A 19,647-nucleotide genomic window follows, 5' to 3' on the forward strand; every position below is an offset into this window, starting at 1 on the left:
GCGGAGGCGTCGGCATGCGCGGGACTGTCGCAGGCGGAGGTACGTGGGGTCGTCGGGGTGGATCACGATTGCGGCTCCCTGGCGGCAAGCATGGCGTCTGCCCAAGCGGAGGGCCACTGGACGTAGCGCTGCTTCTCATGTTCTTTGTCCCACCGGGCACTCTCGGACCGGGCGCGCTCGTGTGCCAGCGCGTAGTCACGGACTCGAGGGCTCGTGATGTCAGTCGCGCTCACATATCCCTCGTCCCACGCGTACAGATCGGATTTCTCTTCCTCGGTGAGGTCATGAAGCGCAGGCGGCATCTTCATGCGCGCGGTCGGCATCACCGGCCGGAACCACGGCTGCGGCTCGTCCGGCGCGTGCGCGATGAAGTAGTCGCGCAGGGTCATGCCTTCAGTGCTTTCGGCCACCGCATACGCCGGCGTCCGGTTGCTGAGCGACTGCAGGCGCGGAAACGCCGGCCCACCGTCTTTGATCTGCTCGCTCATGCCTGCCTCCAATAGAACTCGCTGTAGTCCGGGTCTTGATGCCAGCTGTAGCGCTGCTGGCAGTGCCGCTCGTAGGTTTCCCGGGGGAAGTCGTTGTATTGACCGACCGGCATCAGCAGGTCGTGGCTGAAGCCGAAGTCGTCCGTCACCTTGGCGAAGGTCATTGCGGTTCCTTTGCGCGACCGAGGGCGGCGTCGGCCTGATCGAGAATCTGCCCAATCGTCTTGGCGCCGCTCCCATCCTTCATGCTGATGAGGTCCTTCTCATGCGCAGCGCTACCGCCATTCGTAGCGGCCTGCAAGGCAGATGCAGTCCACTGCAGCGCCTCTGTCAGCTCGTGTGTCAGGTTCTGCTGCGCCGCTTGTCTGGCCGCCGCCTGTTCGTTCGTCATCGCCGTCTCCCGCGCGTTCGTTATCAACATGCACACATGTTAGCACACGGGTTAGCAGGCGCAAGCGATTTCTCGCGCCAGCCGCTTACTTAGATGAGGCCGAAAACTCGTCCCAGGCGTTCTTCGGCGTGTAGCCTGCCTTGGCGTCGTGCTCCGGAATCCAGCGCCCGTAATGCTTGATGATCATTTCGGTATCGACGTGGCCCATCTGCTGCGCGACCCAGAGCGGGTTCTCTCCCCTCGACAGCAGGGTGGAGGCGTAGGTGTGGCGCGTCTGGTACGGGTTCCGATACCGGACTTCGGCCTTCTTCAGAATGTGCGTCCAGCAGTTGACCCTGATTTGCTTATCGCCGGTCCATGGCTTTCCGTTCCACGGGCACGTAAAGACCCTGCCATGCGGCATCAGGGCGGACCACTGCTTCTGGGCTTCCAGCGCGGCGCGCGCGCTCGGCAGCATCAGCACGTCCCGCGTGCCGGCGTCGGTCTTGGTGGTCTTCTCGGTCTTGACGACCACAGCCTGGCGCACATGTATTAGCCCGGCCTCGAAGTCGACGTCCTTCCAGCGCAGGCCGATCAGCTCGGACGTGCGCAGCCCAGCCCAGAAGGCGAACTGGAAGAGGTTGCGCGCCGGCCCGTCGCAGGCGGCGAGGATGGCTGTGATCTCGTCCAGACTGAACGGGTCGACCTCGTAGGTGGACTTCCTCTTGGTCTTCGTCAGGATCTTGTCCAGAGCGATCCTGTCGAGCGGGTTCTGTTCGATCAGGTCTTCATTGAGCGCGTCTTGAAAAATGCTGCGCAGGGGCGAGATGACGTTGCGCGCGGTCTTGGCGGTCACGTCCATGGAGGCGATCCACGAGCGCAGGGCGGAAGGCTGGGCCTCGGTAATGAGTGTCTTTCCCCATTTCGGCTTCAGCAGCCCGTCAACGATCTTGCGGTACCCGTTCAACGTGCTGGGCGACATGGCGCCGCGATGCACGGAGAGGGTGGCTTCCTTCATGAAGTCGTCCAGGCGCTCGCCGATGGTCGCCTTCTTGGCCGGAGCGCCCTCGAGCTTGGCGCGCTTGCTGTCCGGGAAGTAGTCGGCATAGCTGAAGGTGCCGCGGCCGATCGCATTCAGGATCTCGCCGCGCAGGCGCTCGGCATACCGCAGGTTCGCGGTCGTAGCCTCAAGCTTCAGGGTCTCGCGGCACTCGCGGCCCTGGAACTGGAAGCGGATGCGGATCGTCGTTCCACGCGCGCCGTCCCGGACTTCGATGCCTTCTCGCTTGGTGAGCTTGTCTGCACCCATTGATCTACTGCCTCAGTGTTGATCCAAATGCGGCCGTCTCCGGCCGTCTTCCATTCGCGCCCCTCGGCCCAGATGCCAGAGCGGCGTTTGTGCATGACTGTGTCGCGCGTCTCGCCGCTCATCTCCAGGTACTTCTCCAGCCGGACCCAGATCATGCGGCGGCCCTCCCGATCCAAGCCGCAGCCGGATCGCAATGCGGCACCCACGTTCTCAGCCATTCTTTGTGGGCCTTGTCGATGTCCTTCTTGGCCATGGCTTCAGCGTTCTCCAGCGCGTCGCTGTCCATCGTCCGCGTTTTCCGCTCAGGGCGGGGCGCGTCGGGCAGGTCGCCAAGCATGAGGACCGGAGAATATCTGCATGCCACCAGCCTCCATCTGGCGATGTACACGCGCTTGCAGTCCGGCTCCATGAGCATCTTGATCAGGCGATTTGCAGCCTTCTCCCCTAGGTCCAGCTTGCGGACCAGTTCCATCTGCGGCATGCCGGCTTCACCAGCAGCCCTAATCGCCCGGATGATGCACCGCTTGAGCCGGGCCGCCTCGGCCCCAACGGCACGCTTTCTGATCCCTTTATCCATGGTACCTCCCGCTTGTCTTCTCCTCGGGCGCATGGTCACCCCTCGGAATATTTCATTGCTTGCGCGACTGCGTCCTTGATCGCCAGCCGCACTGCTGTGCCACCCTGACGGGCGCCCATCTCGAAACACTTGTCCGTCGAATAGCCTTGGCACTCGTCTGGCGAGACCGCCACGTGCGCCGGAACCTCTAAGGCATCGAGAATCCGGCCCAGCTCGGCGTTGTGGGCCACGACAGTGGAATTGATCAGTTCCGCCAGCTGCCCGGTCATCTGCGAGAGGGTCGCCGCGACGTCGGCGCGTACGTAGGCAACGGCGCCTGGTGTCGGCGACAGGCTGACTCCATCACCGCCGACATAGATTCGCTCCGCAGCCGGGTTCTCGTCGGCTGGCGTCGCGTCGATCGCCACGTTCAGGCAATGCGCGATCCAGCGTGCCGCGGCGACCTTCCTCTCCAACGTGTCGAACTCCCCGTGCACCAGAAGCCTGACGTCGGGCAACAGGCGGGCGTGCACGACGTCGCCGTGCTCATCCGGTAGCCAGTGGCCGGTGGTCAGGCTTTCCATTGCTCAGTGGCCGCAGGGCGGCGCTTCGCCGGCCGTCGCAGGAGCGCCGCAGCCGAGGCAAGTCCTCTCGGGCTCGACGGCCGGCTCATCGGGCAGCGACAGGTCCGGGTTGGTCCAGCCGCTCAGGTCAGGTTTGTGATCCATGTTTCTCCGTGTGCGTATTGCACATGTGTTAGCCGATATGGCGAAAAATGAAGGCGAAAGTCAGCAGAGCCAGCACCAGGCCGTAGGCGCCGCCAGCGAGGAACGCTCTGGCGTCGTCGCTCACAGGTAGCCCCTCGACTCCATCCAGCGATCTTCACGTACCGCGTCCGCGTGTTCGCACTTGTAGTACTCCTCGCGGTCTCGCCAGGCACGCAAGGCGGCGTCAGCCAGCGCTTCCTCGTCCAGTTCATCGGCGGCAACCGGCTCGTCGGGATATGCCTGTTTGACGATCTCCACCTTGGTGACCGAAAACGATTCGGGCTCGGGCGGCGAGGCATTGCCGGAATAGCCGGCATAGTGGTAGCCAAGGACGTCGACCGTGTGGCCGTCGAAGTCGAAGGTCAGGTGGGTTAGGTTCATGATGGGTCCTTGGTTGCGAGCGCGGCATCGATGGCTTCGTCCAGGCGCTGGCCGCTTGGGCAATCGAAACCCAGCTTGACCGATTCTTTTGGGCGACAGACGACAGCCATATCGGCTGTGTTCCAGTGCTGTTCTCGCAGCCACCGATACCGAGACGCATCGGTCTCAATGGCGGTGATCTTCGGATGCTTTTCCAGCGAGTCGGCGGCCGGGTCCAGTAGTTCATTGCGCGGATCCAGCACGACGGCCATGCCGAAAATCACGCGGAAGATGCTGCCCTTGTCGGCTGCGTCGAGCAGCTTCCCGAGCACAGCCTTGCACTGCTCCGCGTCGTCGCGGTCGAACCAGGTCTCGCCCTCGTCTTCCTCATCGTCATCACTGGCGGGCATGTAGCCCTTCTCCAGATCGCCAAGGATGCGGGACACGTCCAGCGCGGCCTCCATGTCGGCTTCCGATGCTCGTGCCATCTTCATTTGGACACCCCCTTTTCGGCCCGCAGTCGTGGAACGTTCGGATATATACGCATGAGCTTCTCGACCTCGCAGCACAAGTTCTGCACCACAGCTATCGGGTCGAAATCCCCTTTCAGTGCGTAGATGTCGCCTTCGCAGATGCAGGCGCGCTCACCTTTGCTCGCCTCGTTCGACAGAGCATGGTTCGGCTGCAGCGGCTCGATCGTTCCGTCGCGATAGACGGAATGGCTTTGAACGAAAGCGCGCAAGAAGCAATCGCGCAGGTCGCGGAACGTGATGCCTCGAATCTCCGTTGAGCCTCGCTCGCCAGTGACCGTGTGCGGCTGGCCAGAGTAGGGGCGATTGCGGCTCATGCTGTGATCGTGAGTGCCGCATACCTCGTCGAGGATGCCGGCCAGTTGGTTTGCGAAATCAGCCATCTATCCTCTCCTCAAAACGGCAGCCGCGTCTGCCCGCGCTGCGCCATGGTTACCAGCGTGCGGAGCAGGGCAACGCCTTCCGCGATGAGTGCCGCCAGCGATTCGGGCTGCTCCGGCTCGGACGCCACCGGCGGCTGGGCCTCCTCGACAGCCGGCGCACGCTCATCCAGCCAGGCGCGCGGCACGTAGTACACCGGCTGCTCGGCCGGCTCGGCGATGTTCTCCAGCGGCACGCCGGCGGCCATGCACTGCTGCAGCTCGGCGGCCTTGTCGTGCGGAGAGGGCAGGCCAAGACGTTTCAGCGCTTCGCTCGGCGGCACGTGAGAATCGCCGCCCTTGCGCGCCACGACTCGCGGGCCGGTCGCCGGCCCCTTGCGCCAAACCATGACAGCCACGCGGCGCTGGCCGGCGGCTCCGTCGTAGGTCTTTTCGCCAGGGGCGTGGCAAATGCCGTTCCCTTCCAGGTGGCGCAAGGCGTTCGTGATCATGGCTGGCTTATGCTCCGGCATCCGGGTGGCAAGCATGCGCACGTTGAAGCTGTCGGGCATCGCTTCGAAGTGATCCCGCATCAGGGCGCGCGCGCATTCGATGTACTGCGGCTGTCTTCTTTCCATGGCTGAGGGCTCCGGGTTAGGCGGCTTGCTGGCGGAGGACATGCTCGTTCTCTTGCACGCGGGCGGCGAAAGCCATCAACTGCGGCTCCATCTTCTCGATGAAGGCGTCGTCTCGCATCACGCGGCGGTAGTAGAGTTCCTTGCCGACGTTCTTGAGCTGGGGCGCGTACATGATGAAGTCGCACCACTTCCTGCCCGTCAGCCACATGCCGCCCTGAATCTGGTGGATGTAGTCGGACAGATCGCCGGTGCGCCACATCTCCAGCACGCCGATCGCGCTCACCAGCGACTTGATTTCGATGAGGCCGTCGTCCTCGATGAGGCCGTCCGTCGAGTAGCCGAACAGGCGGTCATCGGTCAGCACGACACCAGACTCGCTAGCCAGGTTGCCGGTGCGGGCCTCGTACGCCATGCGCGCGGCGGGCTCCAGTTCTTGCCCACGCTTCATCTGCCACGAGTTGAAGCCTTCCTCGCACGGCTCCTCGCTGATCCTTTCAATTGCCACCTGGGCGGCGTAGAGCGTCGATTTCGCGGACGGCGCACCGCTCTTAAGGCAGTCCACCGCATCTCGGAACTTGCTGGCGGTGATCACGCCAGCCCTCGCGCTCAGCCATTCCGGCGAGCCCTGCACACAGTTGATCAGAATCATTGCTCGCTCCCTGCGGCATCCATTGCCGCGACAAATTCATTGTCAACCGGCGTCGGCTCGGCCTGCGTCTTCGTGGCCGGCTGCGCTTCCACTGTGCGCGCCTCTTCGGCGGCTGCGGCGGCGGCTCGCAGCGCGGTGCGGTGGTCTTGGACGACCTTCTTCAGACGCGCATGGTCCTGCGGCTGCTTGGAAAGGCGCCCGTTGTTTGCTTTCCAATAGGCGAGGGCATCGGCGTCCGTCTTGGTAGCAAGGGCTTCTGCAATCATTGGAGTGACGTCGTTCCAGTCCTCAGCCTTCACTGCCGGCGAGTTGTCAAAGGACAGTCCTTCGCCGCCATCGGTGTTCAAGTGGTGGATGGCCTGCTCCAGCCGGTCAGTTTTCGGCCAGAGCTTGTAGGCGCGCTTGATGACGGTCTTCTTCGTCATCTCGCCCGGATCGCTCTTCCACGGGCCTTTCTGGCCGCGCTTCCACGATTCGGAGCGATCACGGATAGCATTCACTTCGTCAATGCTCATGGTCGTGGTGAGGTAGTCGCCATCGGCCGTCTTGACGACGACATAGACGCCAACCACCGGGCCGCGGTCTTTCGCAAACGGGTTGCGGTTGTGCGTCGGCGGCTGATCAAAGCCATTCAGCGAGAAGGCGTCGGACTCATGCACGAGCTCAGCCTGCCCCCAGCGAAGCGAGCCCGACGAGATGGCCAAGTCCAACAGCCCCATATAGCTGATGTCCAGGCAGATCTTGCCGTCTCGCGGCACCAGGTATGCCTGCTTCTTGGCCGGATTAAGGCTGATGCCGATGGCGGCGATGTTCGTCACTGCGTTGATGACGGACTGCCGGTTACTCTGCGCGATGCCCATCGCATAGTCGTTCGCCGTCAGGATCTGGATGGCGAAGCCGGCCTCGCGCTCAAAGTTCAGTGAGCGGTCGGTGAGTGCTGCGGAGAAGCTCTCCCGCGCTTCCTGAATGGTTCCAGTGACAATCTGCAGTGCGTTCATGCTGCCACCTCGACGTCAGCCCAGACATGGCGGTTCATCCAGTTCAGGGCGGTTTCTTGATCGACCATGTAGTGCGCAGCGATGACGAACACGATCTCGCTGGCTTCCGGGCCGTTCAGTTCGAATTGCACGCGCTCGCGGCGGATGCGCTCGTCTTCAGCCGCATCCTTTTCCGCCTGGATGCGCTCGGCCTCGGCGCGCGCGGCGGCTTCATCGGCCTCACGCTTGGCGCGGGCTTCTGCCTCGGCGGCTTCGCGTGCTTCTCGCTCCTTGCGCTCCTGCTCGGCCCGAGCGGCGTTGATCTCGTCCTGCTGGCGCTGGAGTTCGGCGCGCTGCTCAGCAAGGCGGGCCTCTTCGGCCTCACGGGCTTCGCGGGCGATGCGATCGGCCTCGGCTTGCTTGGCGCGCTGCTCGGCGAGCTCGCGCTCCTGCTGTTCGCGCTCGGCCTTGAGGCGTGCGTCTTGGGCGGAGCGCTCGGCGGCGAGGCGCTCTTCCTCCTCGCGCTGGCGGCGATCCAGTTCCGCGCGCTCGGCAGCCAGGCGCTGCGCCTCTTCCGCAGCGGCGACGGCGGCGCGGTGCATGGCGCTCAGCTTCTCGACGACGCCGTCGCGGGCAAGTTCGGCCTCGCCCTTGAACTCGGCGAAGGCATCGTCAATGACAGCCGCCTCGACGGCGCGCAGCTTTGCCGCGATCTGTTCGACGTCCAGGCCGACGCAATCGACCGGAAGTTGCTGCAGCTTCGCGATGCGCGCGCGGATGCCGGCAACGCGCTCACGTTCGGCGGCTTCCTTGGCTGCCTTCTCGCTGGCCTTGCGCTGCTCCTCGCCTTTGATGGCGTCGTCGAAGCGCTTTTCATACGGCGCGACCTCGGCGTTGATCTCCTTGGCCTTGCTGTCGATCAGCCGGCCAATCTCCAGAATGGGCGCCTTGCGCTCGGTGCGCGCGGCCTCAATGGCAAGGCGGAACTCATCACGGAACACCGCGCGATGCTTCTTGGCGACTTCCATGCCGGCGGTCGTGGTGATGTCGAACTCGGCGCTGTCGGCGGCAGCCTTCGCTGCGCTCAGCTTGTCGTAGAACGGCTGGTACACCGCTGCGACGTATGTCGCCGGGTCGATGGTGATGATCTGGGTCGGGGCGGCTTGCGGCGCGGCGACGATTGCGGTATTGGTCATCTTCTCCTCACAGGGCACATGTCTAAGGGCTTGCTAAACCGTATGCACGAAGATTAGCACGCAGATAACACATGTGCAAGAACGTGAGTTTAGAAATTTCTGCCCGCTTCGTAGAATTCGCCAAAACAGGAGGGGAAGATGCGATCAATAACGGGTTGGGTCATTGCCGCGGCGTTCTTGCCGGCCGTGGCGTCAGCGCAGGTCATCCAGACCGGGCCGGGGCCGGGCGGCAACATTCGGATCACCACGCCGTGGGGCGACTATCTGGCGATCAAGCAGGCGGGAACGCTCTTCGTGGTGCCGGAGGAGCAGTACACGCGCGGACTTATCAAGGACTACGCCGCCAGCGCGGGCCATGAAGAGGTGGCGCTGGCCGGCATCGGGAAGACCTACATCAGCAAGAACGACGTGCAGGTCCAGGTGGGCGGCACGAAGCTGCGCCAGGTGTCGGCGTCAATCGTTGTCGGCGTGCCAGCGGATCGAAAGCTCGGCCGGCCGGCAAAGCCCAAGGATTCCGAGTACGTTCAGATCGTCTGGCTGCAGCAGGGCGCGGGGAAGATCTCGGCCAGCCTTTCGGTCGACGGCAAAGCCATCAAGCCGAACACCTGCGGCGCTGACATGGGCTTCTATCACTGCGAGTTCACGGTCTCGCATAGCCTGATACCGCGGCCGGCGGAGATCATTTTTGCCGAGCGCGGCAAGGCGCCGGGGCTGTGGCAGGTCGAATCGCTCAGTCGCGCGCACTATGTCGAACTGCAGCGGAAGTACGCGGAGAGCAAAATGCCGATCAGCCGGGACGATGCTGCGGATCTGGCTGCGGTGCGGCGGATTGATCCGGGGATTCCGCAGGGACTCGCTCAGTAGTTGGAGGAGACGCCCGAATCGGCGGCCCTTCCGTCTGCTACTCTGCGTCATTGCTTAGGAGATAACATGGAAGCCAACGAACCTTGCCATCTCTGCGCCGCTATCAAGGCGAATCCGGGCCGGGACTACGATCACAACTTCACAGGGCTAGTGGGGCGCAGGAATCCCATTGGGTCGTTGATGCAGCCGCTCTTTTGCGAGGAATGCGGCACAGAATGGCGGCGCATCGAGAACACGGGCACTGGATCGGTTCGCTGGGAGCCGCTGACCTAGCGTTGCATTACGCCGCCTCCCGCGCCAACTTCAGACGCCCAATCTGCGTCCCATTCCAAGCCCGCAGCGCCCGGCCTGGCGTGAGGAAGAACCGGCCGCCTGAGCAACAGGCCAGCCGAAACCACCGGCCATCCTTCGAGATCGAGCAGGGCGCCTCCTGCTTGATCTCTAGCCTTGGCTGGCTGCCGCATCTGGCGCAGGGGATTATTGCGCGGGTCATGGCGAGTTCATTTCCGTGCGACCGCCAAGGATAAGGCGTTCTTGGGTCATGCTAGGATTCTCCGAGTCAGAAAACTTGGAACGGACATGGATACGAACGAACAAATTGCACTGCTGGCACACACGGTCTCGCAGCAGGGTGGACAGCTTGATGCGATGTATGCCGCGCTGACAGGAATCCTCATGGCGGCGAAGGAGTATCCTGCGGTTGCCGAATTTGTCGGTAAGAGGCTCGAACAGCATTACTCCGGTCACTTGGCGAATTCACAAAACGAGAGCTTCATGCACGCCTTTGAGCTCTCGCGAGATTTGCTCACGACCGCCTCTAAGTAACCAGCGGCCCGTCTGTCACTACGCCGACTAGCGCGCTATCCAGCAGATAGCCATAGGTGCGCATCTGCTGGGCCAGCTCGCGGCGCTCCGCTGGCCCATGCGTTTTCCACATGCAGCAGTCGACGGCCTCTTCGTAGTCGTCGTTCGCATTGCCGCAGCGCGGGCAGCGCACCTCGCCGGTTTCTAGCAGCATGCCGCCGCAGCCGACTTCCTCGTCCTCTTCTGGACAGCACTCGGCCGCGTCGTCTTCATCGTCGTGCTCTTCGTAGCATTCCGTGCAGCGCCACCGGACGATCTCCTCGGGGCGCCGGCGCGTGCGCTTCTTTTCGGGCTCGGCGACCGGGGCAAGCACGGTTATTGGGGTCTCATCGACTGGGCGGGGTAGGCGGATGGTCAGCATGGCGACTCCTCACCGCCGCGATACGCCGCACGGAACGCGTCCTGATCGCACTGCGACACCCAGGCGCTGTCGCCTTCACCGAATTTGTACGTGGCGTGATGCTGGCCGCCGGGAAAGGTGAAGTAGGCCAGGTCGTGACCTTGCTTGGCGTCCAGGTGGTGGCCGTAGACGTTGACATGAGTCACCGTGCTGCCCGGGAACTTGGTTTCCACGAGCTCGATCAGCGCCGACTGGGCCACTTTGCGCGATCGCTTCTCGGCGAGCTCCATTGCCGCGCATGAGTGGCTGCAGTACACAATCTGGCCAACTGCCACGGCGCCAATTTCCGATGCGTCGAAGTGCGGATCCGGCTCGGCGTCATCCATGTCTTCGTCTACGCGGCAGCCGCAGTGCCCGCACTCGTACCACCAGCCTTGCTCGATGAGCGCAAGTGGCGGGACCGGGCCAGGCGCGTACTGATCCAACGCCGGCTTGCGACGGCAATGGTCGACGTCTTCCCATTCGCAGCCGATCTCGCCCGCACCCTCGCGGCGCGCTGTGGCCGAATTCGTGGCGAACACGATAGTCCAGTTGTCGCCGCCGTCATAGACCTCGTATGCCTTGATGGGTTTCATGCTGGGCTCCCAGTCGCTTCCGTCTCAAACATGTCGATGGTGTGGGTGTCGCGCACCGGCTCCGTTCCCGGCAGCAGATCCTTCAGGCGCGTCTCGCCGTCGCCGCCGTAGGGCAGGCACATCGGGTCCCAGCCTTCCGGCAGGCGGTCGAGCGCCTTGAGCTCGCCGTGCACATCGATGTCCGGGTCGGTGTCGCGCACGATGTCGCGCATCTCGCTGACGGCCACCGAATGGGCGTCCATCAGGCTCTCCGCCATCACCACAGCGATGACGCTCACTTCTACGGTGAAAAGTTTCATGCTGCGGCTCCGGGGAATCCGTCGTGCTGTACGCCGTCGAGCAGCCTGCCGGCGGCCTTCTTGCCGACATGGTCCATAGCTGCGATCGGGTAGGGCTGATCTTCGCTGTAGGGGACGAATGTGTAGCCCCGCTGCGAAGCCTCGACCTCGGCCATCGTGCGGTCGTTCGGCGCGTGCTCTCCCCATTGCTTGAAAAGGAACGGCACGCCGGCACCCTCGCACTGATCCCGCAGCCTAATCGCCCAGTCCGGATGCATAGGGCGAGCGGCCGGGCCGGATTCTCCCCCAACAATCACCCAGTCAATGGTCGCGGGAGCCTGGTGGAACCTGTCGTCGTCGTGCGATGAAAGGGCATTGAACTTGTACCCTTCGTAGTCCCACGGTCGGCGCAGTTGATCATGCTCCGCAGGCACGGCCACATTGCGCAGGTCCACCGGCCCGAGAAGCGGCTCCATAGACAGAAAGCGCACTGCGGCCGGGGTCGTCAGCAGCTTCGGAATGTCCCGGTCGGCCTCGGCTTGGTTGACGATCGTTGCGCCGATCCAGACGTTCGACAGGTAGTTGTCGCGCCAGCCTTCGCGGCCGACGGTGAGCGCGCGCATTGCCTGCTCGAGCATGGGCCCCGCATTTCCTATTCGCTTCGTCAGCAGCAGCCAGTCCAAGTTCGGCGTGGCCATGATGAGGCGCAGGAGGTCATAGCGCCATTGCACGCTGACCGCGTTGTCAAAGACATCCGCCAGCGAGGCGCAGAACACGCGCTGCCGGCGGCCATGCTCGGCGAAGAACTTCTCGTGCTGAGCGTTCCACGCCAGCGGCTTGCGCCAGTTGGCGGCCGACGTGCGGCGCCGCGGCGCCCCCGGCCCCCCCCAATTCACCGCCGTGCCGCCGGCGAAGCGGGCATTGCGCGTCTCGGCGTAGCAGTGGTCGCAGCCGGGCCCGACCTTCTGGCAGCCTTCCCACGGGTTGAAGGTGTGGTCAGTCCACTCGATCTTGCTGTTCTCGCTCATGCTGCCTCCTGCACTGGAAGCTTTGCAGCGTCGTACTGGCGGATCGCCCAGGCGATGGCGTACAGGTTCCAGACATAGTGGTGCTTGTACTTCTCGCAGTCCCACTCCCACCATTCGCTGAAAAGGTCGGGGTGGTCCTTTGCGAGGAACCAGCTTCCGAGCCGGCTGCTAGCGTCGGTGTCCCCATCGCACACTGAGTCCAGCACGTCGCACCTGAGCCAGTACCACATGTCCTTGCGGTCCGCATGCTCGAGCGAGCGGTCGCGGCAGTAGTCGCGGAACTCGCTCACAACATGGCGCTTGAAAGCGTCGGCGTCGAACGTCTTGGCGGACCCTTGGCCGTAGCCATTGGAGCTGACTGCCTGGAGCTTTTCGCACCAGTAGTCCTCGTTGATGTAGAGTTGGCCTTGACCCTCATCCCGTGCCGTCCGGAAGAACTCGAACATGTCAGGAGTGCGGGAGAAAACGTAAGTCCCCATGTCGCCCTTGATGCAGAGCGTGCCGGCCCACGTCACGATCTCAAACCAGTAGCTGCTGCAACCCGGCTCGCGGAACATGAGATGACGGTTCACGCCGTCGTCGCGGATCACCGTCATCTCGTGCTTGGCCACGTCGCGCTCGAATCTCTCCTGCGTGCAAGTCATGGGTTCTCTCCTCGGAATAAAAGAGCAGCGCCCCGCGGGGGTGTGAAGGCGCCGCGAAAACAGGTCAGTGGAGGCGGAAGGTGACGGCCGCCGGCAGTTCAGCGATCGCGCGCCGGGTGCGGGCTGCACGCTCGGATTCTTCTTCGCCGATCTGCCGCTCGGCACTCAGCACTAGGCCTTTGACGTCGCGCTCGTACTGCTGCAGCAGCTCGCGGCCCAGGCTGGCCATCATCCGGTCGGAGAGATCGCCCATCAGCACGATGCGAGCGACCGCCGCCATATACGTGCCGGCCTCGATGTCGTTGTCGTTGGCGACGTTCGTCGGGTCAGCCGACACGGCCTCGGCTACTTGCCTTTCGGCGGGGGTGAATGCGTTGGGCATGTCAGGCTCCAGTAACGAAGGCCTCGAACTGCTCGTCATCCATGTCCGTGCAGTCGATCCAGTCGGGGTGGTTCAGTGGCTGTTCCAGCGGATGGAGCCAGCGGTATTCGGAGCGATCGGGGCTGGCGTAGAAGCGGCAGCCGTTGGGGTTGGGGGTCACGGCCGGCTCTCCCACACGGCGAGGGCGAGTACTGCGACGCCACCAACCAGAACCGTCGCCGTCAGCATTGCAAGTCCGAATACAGTCATGGCTGACCCCGAATCAGGCGACGAAACGAACGACGTACCGCACAGCGCCATAGACGTTGTCGAGCCGGTTGGCTTTGTTGCGGGCCTGCTTGCGGTCCTTGTGGCTGCTGACGACTGCCTTTGTCTTGATGTCGATGACTTGGTACATGGCTCGCTCCGGTTTGCTAACGTATGTGCACACTATAGCAACGAGATAACATGTGTGCAAGGACGTTAGCAAAGAATTTTCAGCGGATCAGCCCAGAGCGTTTGAAGTAGGGGTCGAGGTGGTCAAAGAATCGGCCGGCAACGGCGCCCATGGCCTGATTGATCTTGGGCTCATAGCGCTGGATCGTCCTCTTGTGCACGCCGACCTTCTCGGCGATCCGCTCGCAGGACATGCAGCGCGCCTGCCCCAGTTCGATGTGGCGGCGCATCAGGAGGAAACGCATTTGCCCATTGACGACGCCGGTAGTGGTGGCAAGGTGCTCGCTCAGAACCTGATTGCCCGTCCGGCGCTCGCTGTCCTCCCACGAGTACGCCGCCCAACCGTAGGCGCTGAGCAGCTCGGGCAGGCTCTCGACGTGGCCGCGAATCATGGCCGCCTGGCCGTGCTGGTCCTGAATGCTCAGGTCGCCGTCGGCGCTTTTATTCGTGGCGCTGGCGCCGGCCATCGCGCGCTGGGCGTCGCTGACCTTGCAGATAGGCTGCTGGGCGATGGCATAGGCCCAGCGCAGGACTGCGTCGGTGTCGCGGAATACCTTCATTTGCTCTCCTGGTAGTTTTTGCACCTCTTGCCGTGCTTCTTGGGCGTGCCGTCGGCGTTCTTGAGGCCGCATGTCATCAGGACGGTGCCGAACAGCTCGTTGCGCACCTCAAGGACGCACCCACGACAGGTGAAGGATTCGGCTTTGAGCATCTGCTCCAGCGGGTCACGGTATTGATGCTGCGGAAACGCCATCAGCGACCGCCGTAGAGTTGCTGGATCGTCCATGCCAGACAATCCAGTTCGCTGACCTTCATGACCTCCCACATGCGCCGCTGGCCGTGGATCCCGTTGAAGCTGCCCTGATGACAGTCCTTGCAGAGCGGGATGACGCAGAAATTCGGGCTCTTGCGCCCCGGCGTCCGGCCTTCGAGGATGTGGTGCGCGTCGCTCGGGCCGGCGGCACCGCAGACAGCGCAGTCCATGTTCTTGACGCGCTCGATGTGGCGGGACTCGGCTTTGGTGGCGGTCTTGCTCATAGCTTGCTCGCCGCCCTCTGGATGGCATCGGTGCATTCCTGCTGCGTTTTGAACCACTCCCCGTCCAGCAGCTTCGCGGCTTGACGCATCCCCTCTTGCACTCCGATGGCGAATACCCAAACGCACATATCCTCAGTGGGCCGCGCCTTCTTCATTTCCTCGGCGTTGAAGATCCGCTCGTACAGTTCTCTGACATTCATTCGAAACTCACCCCCAGGTTATTGGCCGCGTATGCCTGAACGGCGGCGGTGTAGGCACTGAACTCGCCCACGGTCATCTGCGTGGTGCTCTTGCGCCGGCTGACGATCTCGCCGTCAGGCAGGGTCACGTCCTCGCAGACGCCGTACATGCGCGCGAAGTACTCGTGCCAGGTGTCCTTGTCGAACTGGCGCCCATTCACCCACGCCTGCTCGCTGATATCGCGTAGCGCGACCCCCCAATAGAAGCGGTTCTGCTCGTTGTTCCGCTTCCGCTCCTCGCTGGTGAGGATGATCCGCAGCGGCTCGCCCTTGTCCGCGAAGGTCTTGGCGTTGGCCTTGACCAGCGCCACGAAGCCGGCCCACACAGACGGGCCTCTCAGGACGAATTCCCGATACAGAGGGGTGGCGCTCATGATCTCGTCAGTGCATTGAAAGCCTTGGCATAGCCCTGCACCCAGTTGGCATGCAGAGTCGTGCCGCGGTCATGGGGGCAGAAGGCGAAGCCGTAGGGCCGGTAGACCTTCGCGCGACGGCCTAGACGGAAGGCCTTGAAGCCGTCGTCTTCGACCGTGGGAAAGGGGATGGCGGGGCGGATCATGCTGGCTCGGTGCAGGCCTTAGGCGCGAGGGGAAGCGGCATCCAGTGCGTGATGTGCGCCTCGTTGTCGGCCTCGTTATCCGACTCCGCCCAATCCCAGGCGTGATGCGCAAAGTGGTAGGCCAGCACGGTCTTTCCCGTGCTCAGCGCGGCAAGTACTTCGCTCCCATTCGCCGGCAGCCGATCCGACACTGGAATCCAAGTGGGCGCCGTCTGTGCGGTGACCTCGCGAAGCCACGGCATATCCTCGACTAGCACCACGCTGGGCTTGTACATCTCAAGCGCCTCGGTCCAGTCTGCGTGCGTTAGGTTCTTCTCCTGCTTGGCAGCCGCCTCATCGGCGTATCGGCAGGGAACGCCCAGCGCCTTCATGAGGATTTCGATTTCACCAAGCAGAGCAGACTTCCCGCAGCCGACGGGGCCGCTGACGATAATTTGCACTTCCTTGGTCATGCTGCCTCCACGCCCAGAGCCCGGACGACGACATGCACGCCTGGAGTTGTCGAATAAACCTTGCGCGCGCTGAGCGTCACGATCTGCGCGTCGTCCGCGTATGCGATGCCATTCATGCCGTCGCACAGCGCCTTGACGATGTTGTCGAGATCGGGCTTCTTGGTTGCGCCGATGTCGCCCATTTCCGCAGCCTGCTGGCGCTTCTTAGGCCATGACGCCGGGATCTGGACGTTCACCTGAAGATCGATCGCCAGAGGCTCGGTAAGTGGGCCATCTCCGGCCATGGCCTGACTGCATGCCAGCTTGACCAGCGATTCATAGTTCGCCGTCTTCTCCGGCGTGCGCAGCGTCGTGCGGCCATTGAAGCCACGGCCGGCGATAGGGCGGCCTTTGGCGACAGGTTGGCCGGGGACGAAGAATGTGATGGTCACGTTCAAATCCCCGGGATGTGCGGCAGCACGTGGCTGCGCATCGTCTGCTCGCGCCAGTAGCGGTTGTAATCGAACTCTGGCAGATGCCAGAGCATGAGATTCACGATCGGCGTCAGAATCTTCGTCGGGATGAAGAAGGGGAAGAGCGCGTTCATGCGGGCACCTCGTCGCGGTTGGTCTTGATGAGGACGCCGAGCAGCCACGTCGATGGGTCGCCGACCAAGCCAGCGCGCGAAGGGTGTGGGTCGAAGACAATCTCGCTGCCTCGACCAACTACGCAGTGAAGTGTTTCTGGGCCACGTGGCGACGTTCCGGTGATTGTGTGAAAGCAGTCCGATCCAGCTTGCTTCCAGTAATCCGGCCCGGTGAACGGAAATTCCAAGAACGCAAGGCCACGCTGGGCAAGCCACTCGTTTGCCCGCCGGCACCACTTGCCGTCGTCATCGTCGCCATTGCAAAACTGCGGCACTTCGCTGATTGGCAGCGAAAGAAGGGATGCTATGCAGGCCGTGAAGCAGTTCCCATAGACACCGTTTTCAGGGTCGTGCAGCTTCGTTTGATCGACCGGTTTCATCGCCGCTCCCACTGAACCGACTCAGCCAGGCGCCAGTGCGAATGCAGGTAGTCCTCGTAGCCGCGCATCGTTCCGGTGTATGCGGCGGTCAGGCGAGCGAGCTCTTGCTCTGCCACGGTCGGCGCCCAGTACACGACGTGGCCGGCGACGTTACGGCCCTTGCGGAGGAGGGCGCTATTGGCTGCCTTGTCGACGAGGTTGCCAAGCTTCTTGGCGGTCGAGCCGAAGCGATGGAGCAGGTCGTCGACGGTGAATTGCTCACCGGCGCGCGCCATGAGCGCGTCGACTACCTCAAGCATCTTCACCGGTCTCGCCTTATTGGCCGAGACGTCTTTCAGTACGGCAGCGGTCATGCAGCACTCCTCTCTTGTTGTTCGAGTTCGATCTTCAGTTGGGTGGTGGTGACAAGGCTCGACGCGTAGGCGAGCGTCATGGACATCGTTTCGCGGCGGAGGACGGCGAGGTCGCGCTTCACCGCGGCGCAGTCGTCCACGGTGAGCGGGCTGGAGTACTCGAGCTTGTTGGCGAGCCTACGGAGGCTGTCGAGTGGCATCGCGCGGCCGCAGCGGGTGGCGTGCGTGGCGTAAGCGTCGACGATTCCTTCGACGGCCGGAACGGTGGCGTACCAGTGGCCGTCGCCGGGGTCCTTGAAGATCGGCATGCCCTGCTTGTCCGTCGTGACGGTGCCGTCCTGCTCGATCTGGCGGAGAATCGCCTCCAACGGGCCGAACACCGCGGCGACGCGCCATGGCTGGGTGGACAGCTTCGCCGTGCCTTGCGGGCGCGGACGGTACGGTTTTTTCGCTCTTGCCATGTCGATCTCCTCAGCGTCGTCCGTCAGCCCACGCGCGGCGCGCTTGCTCGCGGTCAGCCGGCAGGCGCTCGAACTGCTTGCACTCAATCTCGCGGTCGAACGGCCGGAACCTGCCGGCCTGATCGTCCAGTTCGCACTTGCCATAGCCCAGGCGAGCCATCGCGGTATCGGCTTTCAGGTCGCAGTGCTGGCAGGTGAGGCAGATCGGCATGATTGAATGCGTGTGCATAACGCTAACATATGTGCATGATAGTCAAAATGACGGCGCTTGTGGGGCTTTTTCGCTGTCGCCCTTTGCTGCGTCGACTTTGGCTTGTGTCTCGCGCTTGGCGTCTTCGAGCTTTGCGCGCTCGGCGGCAGATGCGGCCTCGCGGGCTTCTCGGATCTTTTGGCTGGCCGGCTTCAGCTGGGAGATTGCTTCCCGCAGGCGTTGGAGGCCTTCGGGGTCAGTTTCGGCTTTCCTGGGCGCGGGCGGCGGCAGCAGGGCGGATGCCGTGGGGGCCGGTAGCAGGCCTGCATTGACGGCTTCGCTGACAGCGTATTCGCGCTTCTGCGGATCCCATCCGAGCGACGCTTGCCGGGCGACGGGCTTACCCGCAGAGCGAGCCTCGGCGACGATCCGGTTGTAGGAATCCTTGAACGCCATGCGGGCGCCTACCTCATCGCCACCCTCCAACACCGGGCGGGCAATGGCGAAGGCCTCCATGATCTCGGGCGTCGTCACGACCGTTTCGGATTCGTCCAGCCCGATCAGCGCTTTCGCCCAAGCTTCGTCAGCGCCAAGGCGGCCATCGGCGCCGGCAGGGCCCCGCAGGTTCTCGAGCAATTGCCCGATGGTCGGCGCATACCGCAGCTCTGTGGCGATGTGCTTCAGGCAGGCGCCACGTACAGCGGCGATGTCGAATCCGGCCAGCATCTCCCACCACAACCGGAGGGTGGCGTTCATCGGCTGCTCGCGGTGGTAGTTGTCGAATGTCGCGCGGATCACTTCCGCGAATTCCTTCTTGTCCTGCTCAAGCATGGCTCGCCTCCATGTCGATCGTCATTCCATCGTCTTCGCCAAACGTCGCCAGGAACCCCTCGACGCTCCGCTCGCCAACGGGCACCCCGGCTTTCAACTGCCCGACGTACTGAGCGAACTTTGTGGCATTGAAGAGGGTGTCAGGCCGCAGGTACTGGGCCATCTTCGGATCCCTGGCCCATTGCGCGACCTTCAGGTCGATCACTGCGCGCATCTCTGCAGGCGTGGCGCCCTCCTTGAGGCGAGCGCGGATGAGCTTCAGGTTCGACTGCACCGGTCTGTAGTCGCGGTTCGCTTTGGCGTTCAGGTGAGCGAGGATCTGCTCGGCGTCGTCGTCCGGCTTGCCGGACAAGGGTGTTCCTAGGGTATCCGGGATCAGAGAATCAGGATTCGGAGAATCAGGAATCAGACAATCAGGAATCAGACAATCAGGAGGATTTTCACCGTCCATGCTCTGTGAGTTCACCGTTACCTCACGGTGAATATCCATTTCCGTTTCAGAACAATCACTTACGCTCTCGCGCTCGTCGTAGCCCGGCAACTCAGACGCCCTCTCCGTATGGTGAGGAGACTGGTGGCGCTTGAAGTTGAGGATCTCGATGACGGCCACGCCGCGAGCACGGTAACGTCTCACGAAGCCACACCGTTCTAGTTTCGTGAGTTCACCGTTAGTGTCGCAGTCGTAATAGGGGAAGACCTCGGCCTTGATCAGCCGAGGCTTGTCCTCGAGTCGACCTTCCTTGTCCGCAAGGCACCACAGACCAGCAAAGAGAACCTGGCACATGGGGCCGAGGTCCGCCAGTTCGTAGTTCTTGAAGAACCCGGGCTTGATGTTTCTAGCTCTAGCCAT

Annotated in this window: 40 protein-coding genes; 3 read left to right on the forward strand and 37 right to left on the reverse strand. The window is 63.1% G+C overall.

Annotated elements, in window-relative coordinates; all coding sequences use genetic code 11:
- Positions 1–62: 62 nt before the first annotated feature.
- From CBM2586_RS03630 to CBM2586_RS03695, 14 genes are all read right to left on the reverse strand, one after another.
- The gene (locus tag CBM2586_RS03630; RefSeq protein ID WP_115686825.1) at positions 63–488 is read right to left on the reverse strand and encodes a hypothetical protein; all 426 of its coding nucleotides are present in this window, start codon (positions 486–488) and stop codon (positions 63–65) included.
- Positions 485–652 (reverse strand): hypothetical protein, encoded by a 168-nt coding sequence (locus tag CBM2586_RS03635; RefSeq protein ID WP_172587052.1) that lies wholly within the window; start codon positions 650–652, stop codon positions 485–487. Before CBM2586_RS03635 ends, CBM2586_RS03630 begins: the two co-directional genes overlap by 4 nt.
- Positions 649–879 (reverse strand): hypothetical protein, encoded by a 231-nt coding sequence (locus CBM2586_RS03640; RefSeq protein ID WP_145987381.1) that lies wholly within the window; start codon positions 877–879, stop codon positions 649–651. Before CBM2586_RS03640 ends, CBM2586_RS03635 begins: the two co-directional genes overlap by 4 nt.
- Positions 880–964: 85 nt before the next feature.
- Positions 965–2,167 carry a site-specific integrase gene (locus CBM2586_RS03645; protein ID WP_115686827.1) on the reverse strand — a complete coding sequence of 401 codons (1,203 nt, stop codon included), beginning with the start codon at positions 2,165–2,167 and terminating at the stop codon, positions 965–967.
- Positions 2,168–2,318: 151 nt separating this feature from the next.
- Complete coding sequence (locus CBM2586_RS03650; protein ID WP_115686828.1) at positions 2,319–2,744, reverse strand: hypothetical protein; 426 nt, start codon at positions 2,742–2,744, stop codon at positions 2,319–2,321.
- Positions 2,745–2,779: 35 nt separating this feature from the next.
- Positions 2,780–3,307, reverse strand: coding sequence for a hypothetical protein (locus CBM2586_RS03655; RefSeq protein WP_115686829.1), 528 nt, complete (start codon positions 3,305–3,307; stop codon positions 2,780–2,782).
- 3 nt (positions 3,308–3,310) lie between these two features.
- On the reverse strand, positions 3,311–3,451 hold the full coding sequence (locus CBM2586_RS03660) for a hypothetical protein (RefSeq protein ID WP_172587053.1): 141 nt from the start codon (positions 3,449–3,451) through the stop codon (positions 3,311–3,313).
- A gap of 120 nt (positions 3,452–3,571) precedes the next feature.
- Positions 3,572–3,871 (reverse strand): hypothetical protein, encoded by a 300-nt coding sequence (locus tag CBM2586_RS03665; RefSeq protein WP_115686830.1) that lies wholly within the window; start codon positions 3,869–3,871, stop codon positions 3,572–3,574.
- Positions 3,868–4,344 carry a hypothetical protein gene (locus CBM2586_RS03670; protein WP_145987382.1) on the reverse strand — a complete coding sequence of 159 codons (477 nt, stop codon included), beginning with the start codon at positions 4,342–4,344 and terminating at the stop codon, positions 3,868–3,870. Before CBM2586_RS03670 ends, CBM2586_RS03665 begins: the two co-directional genes overlap by 4 nt.
- Positions 4,341–4,763: a hypothetical protein gene (locus CBM2586_RS03675; RefSeq protein ID WP_115686832.1), complete on the reverse strand. Its 423-nt coding sequence runs from the start codon at positions 4,761–4,763 to the stop codon at positions 4,341–4,343. The genes CBM2586_RS03670 and CBM2586_RS03675 overlap by 4 nt, the downstream gene beginning before the upstream one ends.
- 11 nt (positions 4,764–4,774) lie before the next feature.
- Positions 4,775–5,419, reverse strand: a complete 645-nt coding sequence (locus tag CBM2586_RS03680; protein ID WP_145987383.1) for a hypothetical protein — start codon at positions 5,417–5,419, stop codon at positions 4,775–4,777.
- Positions 5,394–6,026 carry a lambda exonuclease family protein gene (locus CBM2586_RS03685; protein WP_115686834.1) on the reverse strand — a complete coding sequence of 211 codons (633 nt, stop codon included), beginning with the start codon at positions 6,024–6,026 and terminating at the stop codon, positions 5,394–5,396. Before CBM2586_RS03685 ends, CBM2586_RS03680 begins: the two co-directional genes overlap by 26 nt.
- The gene (locus CBM2586_RS03690) at positions 6,023–7,024 is read right to left on the reverse strand and encodes a recombinase RecT (protein ID WP_115686835.1); all 1,002 of its coding nucleotides are present in this window, start codon (positions 7,022–7,024) and stop codon (positions 6,023–6,025) included. The genes CBM2586_RS03685 and CBM2586_RS03690 overlap by 4 nt, the downstream gene beginning before the upstream one ends.
- The gene (locus tag CBM2586_RS03695; RefSeq protein ID WP_115686836.1) at positions 7,021–8,199 is read right to left on the reverse strand and encodes a hypothetical protein; all 1,179 of its coding nucleotides are present in this window, start codon (positions 8,197–8,199) and stop codon (positions 7,021–7,023) included. The genes CBM2586_RS03690 and CBM2586_RS03695 overlap by 4 nt, the downstream gene beginning before the upstream one ends.
- Before the next feature lie 138 nt (positions 8,200–8,337).
- Here CBM2586_RS03695 and CBM2586_RS03700 point away from each other — a divergent pair, with 138 nt between their 5' ends.
- The 3 genes from CBM2586_RS03700 to CBM2586_RS03710 all read left to right on the forward strand — a co-directional run bounded on the left by CBM2586_RS03700 (position 8,338) and on the right by CBM2586_RS03710 (position 9,888).
- Positions 8,338–9,063 carry a hypothetical protein gene (locus CBM2586_RS03700; RefSeq protein ID WP_115686837.1) on the forward strand — a complete coding sequence of 242 codons (726 nt, stop codon included), beginning with the start codon at positions 8,338–8,340 and terminating at the stop codon, positions 9,061–9,063.
- A gap of 66 nt (positions 9,064–9,129) precedes the next feature.
- On the forward strand, positions 9,130–9,336 hold the full coding sequence (locus CBM2586_RS03705) for a hypothetical protein (RefSeq protein WP_145987384.1): 207 nt from the start codon (positions 9,130–9,132) through the stop codon (positions 9,334–9,336).
- Positions 9,337–9,642: 306 nt separating this feature from the next.
- The gene (locus CBM2586_RS03710) at positions 9,643–9,888 is read left to right on the forward strand and encodes a hypothetical protein (RefSeq protein WP_115686839.1); all 246 of its coding nucleotides are present in this window, start codon (positions 9,643–9,645) and stop codon (positions 9,886–9,888) included.
- Here CBM2586_RS03710 and CBM2586_RS03715 read toward each other — a convergent pair.
- The 23 genes from CBM2586_RS03715 to CBM2586_RS03820 form a co-directional block, all read right to left on the reverse strand.
- On the reverse strand, positions 9,881–10,288 hold the full coding sequence (locus CBM2586_RS03715) for a hypothetical protein (protein WP_145987385.1): 408 nt from the start codon (positions 10,286–10,288) through the stop codon (positions 9,881–9,883). The two genes, CBM2586_RS03710 and CBM2586_RS03715, sit on opposite strands and share 8 nt — an antisense overlap.
- A complete protein-coding gene (locus tag CBM2586_RS03720; protein WP_115686841.1) occupies positions 10,282–10,902 on the reverse strand; it encodes a hypothetical protein in 621 nt (206 codons plus the stop codon). The genes CBM2586_RS03715 and CBM2586_RS03720 overlap by 7 nt, the downstream gene beginning before the upstream one ends.
- Positions 10,899–11,201: a hypothetical protein gene (locus tag CBM2586_RS03725; RefSeq protein ID WP_115686842.1), complete on the reverse strand. Its 303-nt coding sequence runs from the start codon at positions 11,199–11,201 to the stop codon at positions 10,899–10,901. Before CBM2586_RS03725 ends, CBM2586_RS03720 begins: the two co-directional genes overlap by 4 nt.
- Complete coding sequence (locus tag CBM2586_RS03730) at positions 11,198–12,208, reverse strand: phage Gp37/Gp68 family protein (RefSeq protein WP_115686843.1); 1,011 nt, start codon at positions 12,206–12,208, stop codon at positions 11,198–11,200. The genes CBM2586_RS03725 and CBM2586_RS03730 overlap by 4 nt, the downstream gene beginning before the upstream one ends.
- Positions 12,205–12,852, reverse strand: a complete 648-nt coding sequence (locus CBM2586_RS03735; protein WP_115686844.1) for a hypothetical protein — start codon at positions 12,850–12,852, stop codon at positions 12,205–12,207. Before CBM2586_RS03735 ends, CBM2586_RS03730 begins: the two co-directional genes overlap by 4 nt.
- 64 nt (positions 12,853–12,916) lie before the next feature.
- Entirely contained in the window at positions 12,917–13,234 is a 318-nt protein-coding gene (locus CBM2586_RS03740; protein WP_115686845.1) for a hypothetical protein, read from the reverse strand.
- A gap of 1 nt (position 13,235) precedes the next feature.
- Positions 13,236–13,394 (reverse strand): hypothetical protein, encoded by a 159-nt coding sequence (locus CBM2586_RS03745; protein ID WP_172587054.1) that lies wholly within the window; start codon positions 13,392–13,394, stop codon positions 13,236–13,238.
- A 102-nt stretch (positions 13,395–13,496) separates the two neighbouring features.
- A complete protein-coding gene (locus CBM2586_RS32400) occupies positions 13,497–13,631 on the reverse strand; it encodes a hypothetical protein (protein ID WP_258874935.1) in 135 nt (44 codons plus the stop codon).
- Between the two features lie 79 nt (positions 13,632–13,710).
- Positions 13,711–14,229: a hypothetical protein gene (locus CBM2586_RS03750; RefSeq protein WP_115686846.1), complete on the reverse strand. Its 519-nt coding sequence runs from the start codon at positions 14,227–14,229 to the stop codon at positions 13,711–13,713.
- Positions 14,226–14,456: a hypothetical protein gene (locus CBM2586_RS03755; RefSeq protein WP_145987386.1), complete on the reverse strand. Its 231-nt coding sequence runs from the start codon at positions 14,454–14,456 to the stop codon at positions 14,226–14,228. Before CBM2586_RS03755 ends, CBM2586_RS03750 begins: the two co-directional genes overlap by 4 nt.
- Positions 14,423–14,707, reverse strand: coding sequence for a hypothetical protein (locus tag CBM2586_RS03760; RefSeq protein ID WP_115686848.1), 285 nt, complete (start codon positions 14,705–14,707; stop codon positions 14,423–14,425). Before CBM2586_RS03760 ends, CBM2586_RS03755 begins: the two co-directional genes overlap by 34 nt.
- On the reverse strand, positions 14,704–14,907 hold the full coding sequence (locus CBM2586_RS03765; RefSeq protein ID WP_115686849.1) for a hypothetical protein: 204 nt from the start codon (positions 14,905–14,907) through the stop codon (positions 14,704–14,706). Before CBM2586_RS03765 ends, CBM2586_RS03760 begins: the two co-directional genes overlap by 4 nt.
- Complete coding sequence (locus tag CBM2586_RS03770; RefSeq protein WP_115686850.1) at positions 14,904–15,320, reverse strand: recombination protein NinB; 417 nt, start codon at positions 15,318–15,320, stop codon at positions 14,904–14,906. Before CBM2586_RS03770 ends, CBM2586_RS03765 begins: the two co-directional genes overlap by 4 nt.
- Positions 15,317–15,505 (reverse strand): hypothetical protein, encoded by a 189-nt coding sequence (locus CBM2586_RS03775; RefSeq protein WP_115686851.1) that lies wholly within the window; start codon positions 15,503–15,505, stop codon positions 15,317–15,319. Before CBM2586_RS03775 ends, CBM2586_RS03770 begins: the two co-directional genes overlap by 4 nt.
- Positions 15,502–15,957 carry a DUF551 domain-containing protein gene (locus CBM2586_RS03780; protein WP_115686852.1) on the reverse strand — a complete coding sequence of 152 codons (456 nt, stop codon included), beginning with the start codon at positions 15,955–15,957 and terminating at the stop codon, positions 15,502–15,504. Before CBM2586_RS03780 ends, CBM2586_RS03775 begins: the two co-directional genes overlap by 4 nt.
- Complete coding sequence (locus tag CBM2586_RS03785) at positions 15,954–16,388, reverse strand: RusA family crossover junction endodeoxyribonuclease (RefSeq protein ID WP_240988071.1); 435 nt, start codon at positions 16,386–16,388, stop codon at positions 15,954–15,956. The genes CBM2586_RS03780 and CBM2586_RS03785 overlap by 4 nt, the downstream gene beginning before the upstream one ends.
- Before the next feature lie 2 nt (positions 16,389–16,390).
- Entirely contained in the window at positions 16,391–16,543 is a 153-nt protein-coding gene (locus tag CBM2586_RS03790; RefSeq protein WP_172587055.1) for a hypothetical protein, read from the reverse strand.
- Positions 16,540–16,962: a hypothetical protein gene (locus tag CBM2586_RS03795; protein WP_145987387.1), complete on the reverse strand. Its 423-nt coding sequence runs from the start codon at positions 16,960–16,962 to the stop codon at positions 16,540–16,542. The genes CBM2586_RS03790 and CBM2586_RS03795 overlap by 4 nt, the downstream gene beginning before the upstream one ends.
- Complete coding sequence (locus tag CBM2586_RS03800; RefSeq protein ID WP_115686854.1) at positions 16,959–17,315, reverse strand: hypothetical protein; 357 nt, start codon at positions 17,313–17,315, stop codon at positions 16,959–16,961. Before CBM2586_RS03800 ends, CBM2586_RS03795 begins: the two co-directional genes overlap by 4 nt.
- A complete protein-coding gene (locus tag CBM2586_RS03805) occupies positions 17,312–17,776 on the reverse strand; it encodes a hypothetical protein (RefSeq protein ID WP_115686855.1) in 465 nt (154 codons plus the stop codon). Before CBM2586_RS03805 ends, CBM2586_RS03800 begins: the two co-directional genes overlap by 4 nt.
- A gap of 10 nt (positions 17,777–17,786) precedes the next feature.
- Positions 17,787–17,987 (reverse strand): hypothetical protein, encoded by a 201-nt coding sequence (locus CBM2586_RS03810; RefSeq protein ID WP_145987388.1) that lies wholly within the window; start codon positions 17,985–17,987, stop codon positions 17,787–17,789.
- 42 nt (positions 17,988–18,029) lie between these two features.
- On the reverse strand, positions 18,030–18,797 hold the full coding sequence (locus CBM2586_RS03815; protein WP_115686857.1) for a replicative helicase loader/inhibitor: 768 nt from the start codon (positions 18,795–18,797) through the stop codon (positions 18,030–18,032).
- Entirely contained in the window at positions 18,790–19,647 is an 858-nt protein-coding gene (locus CBM2586_RS03820) for a conserved phage C-terminal domain-containing protein (RefSeq protein ID WP_115686858.1), read from the reverse strand. The genes CBM2586_RS03815 and CBM2586_RS03820 overlap by 8 nt, the downstream gene beginning before the upstream one ends.

The organism is Cupriavidus taiwanensis (genome assembly GCF_900250115.1).
In the GTDB taxonomy this organism is placed as follows: domain Bacteria; phylum Pseudomonadota; class Gammaproteobacteria; order Burkholderiales; family Burkholderiaceae; genus Cupriavidus; species Cupriavidus taiwanensis_B.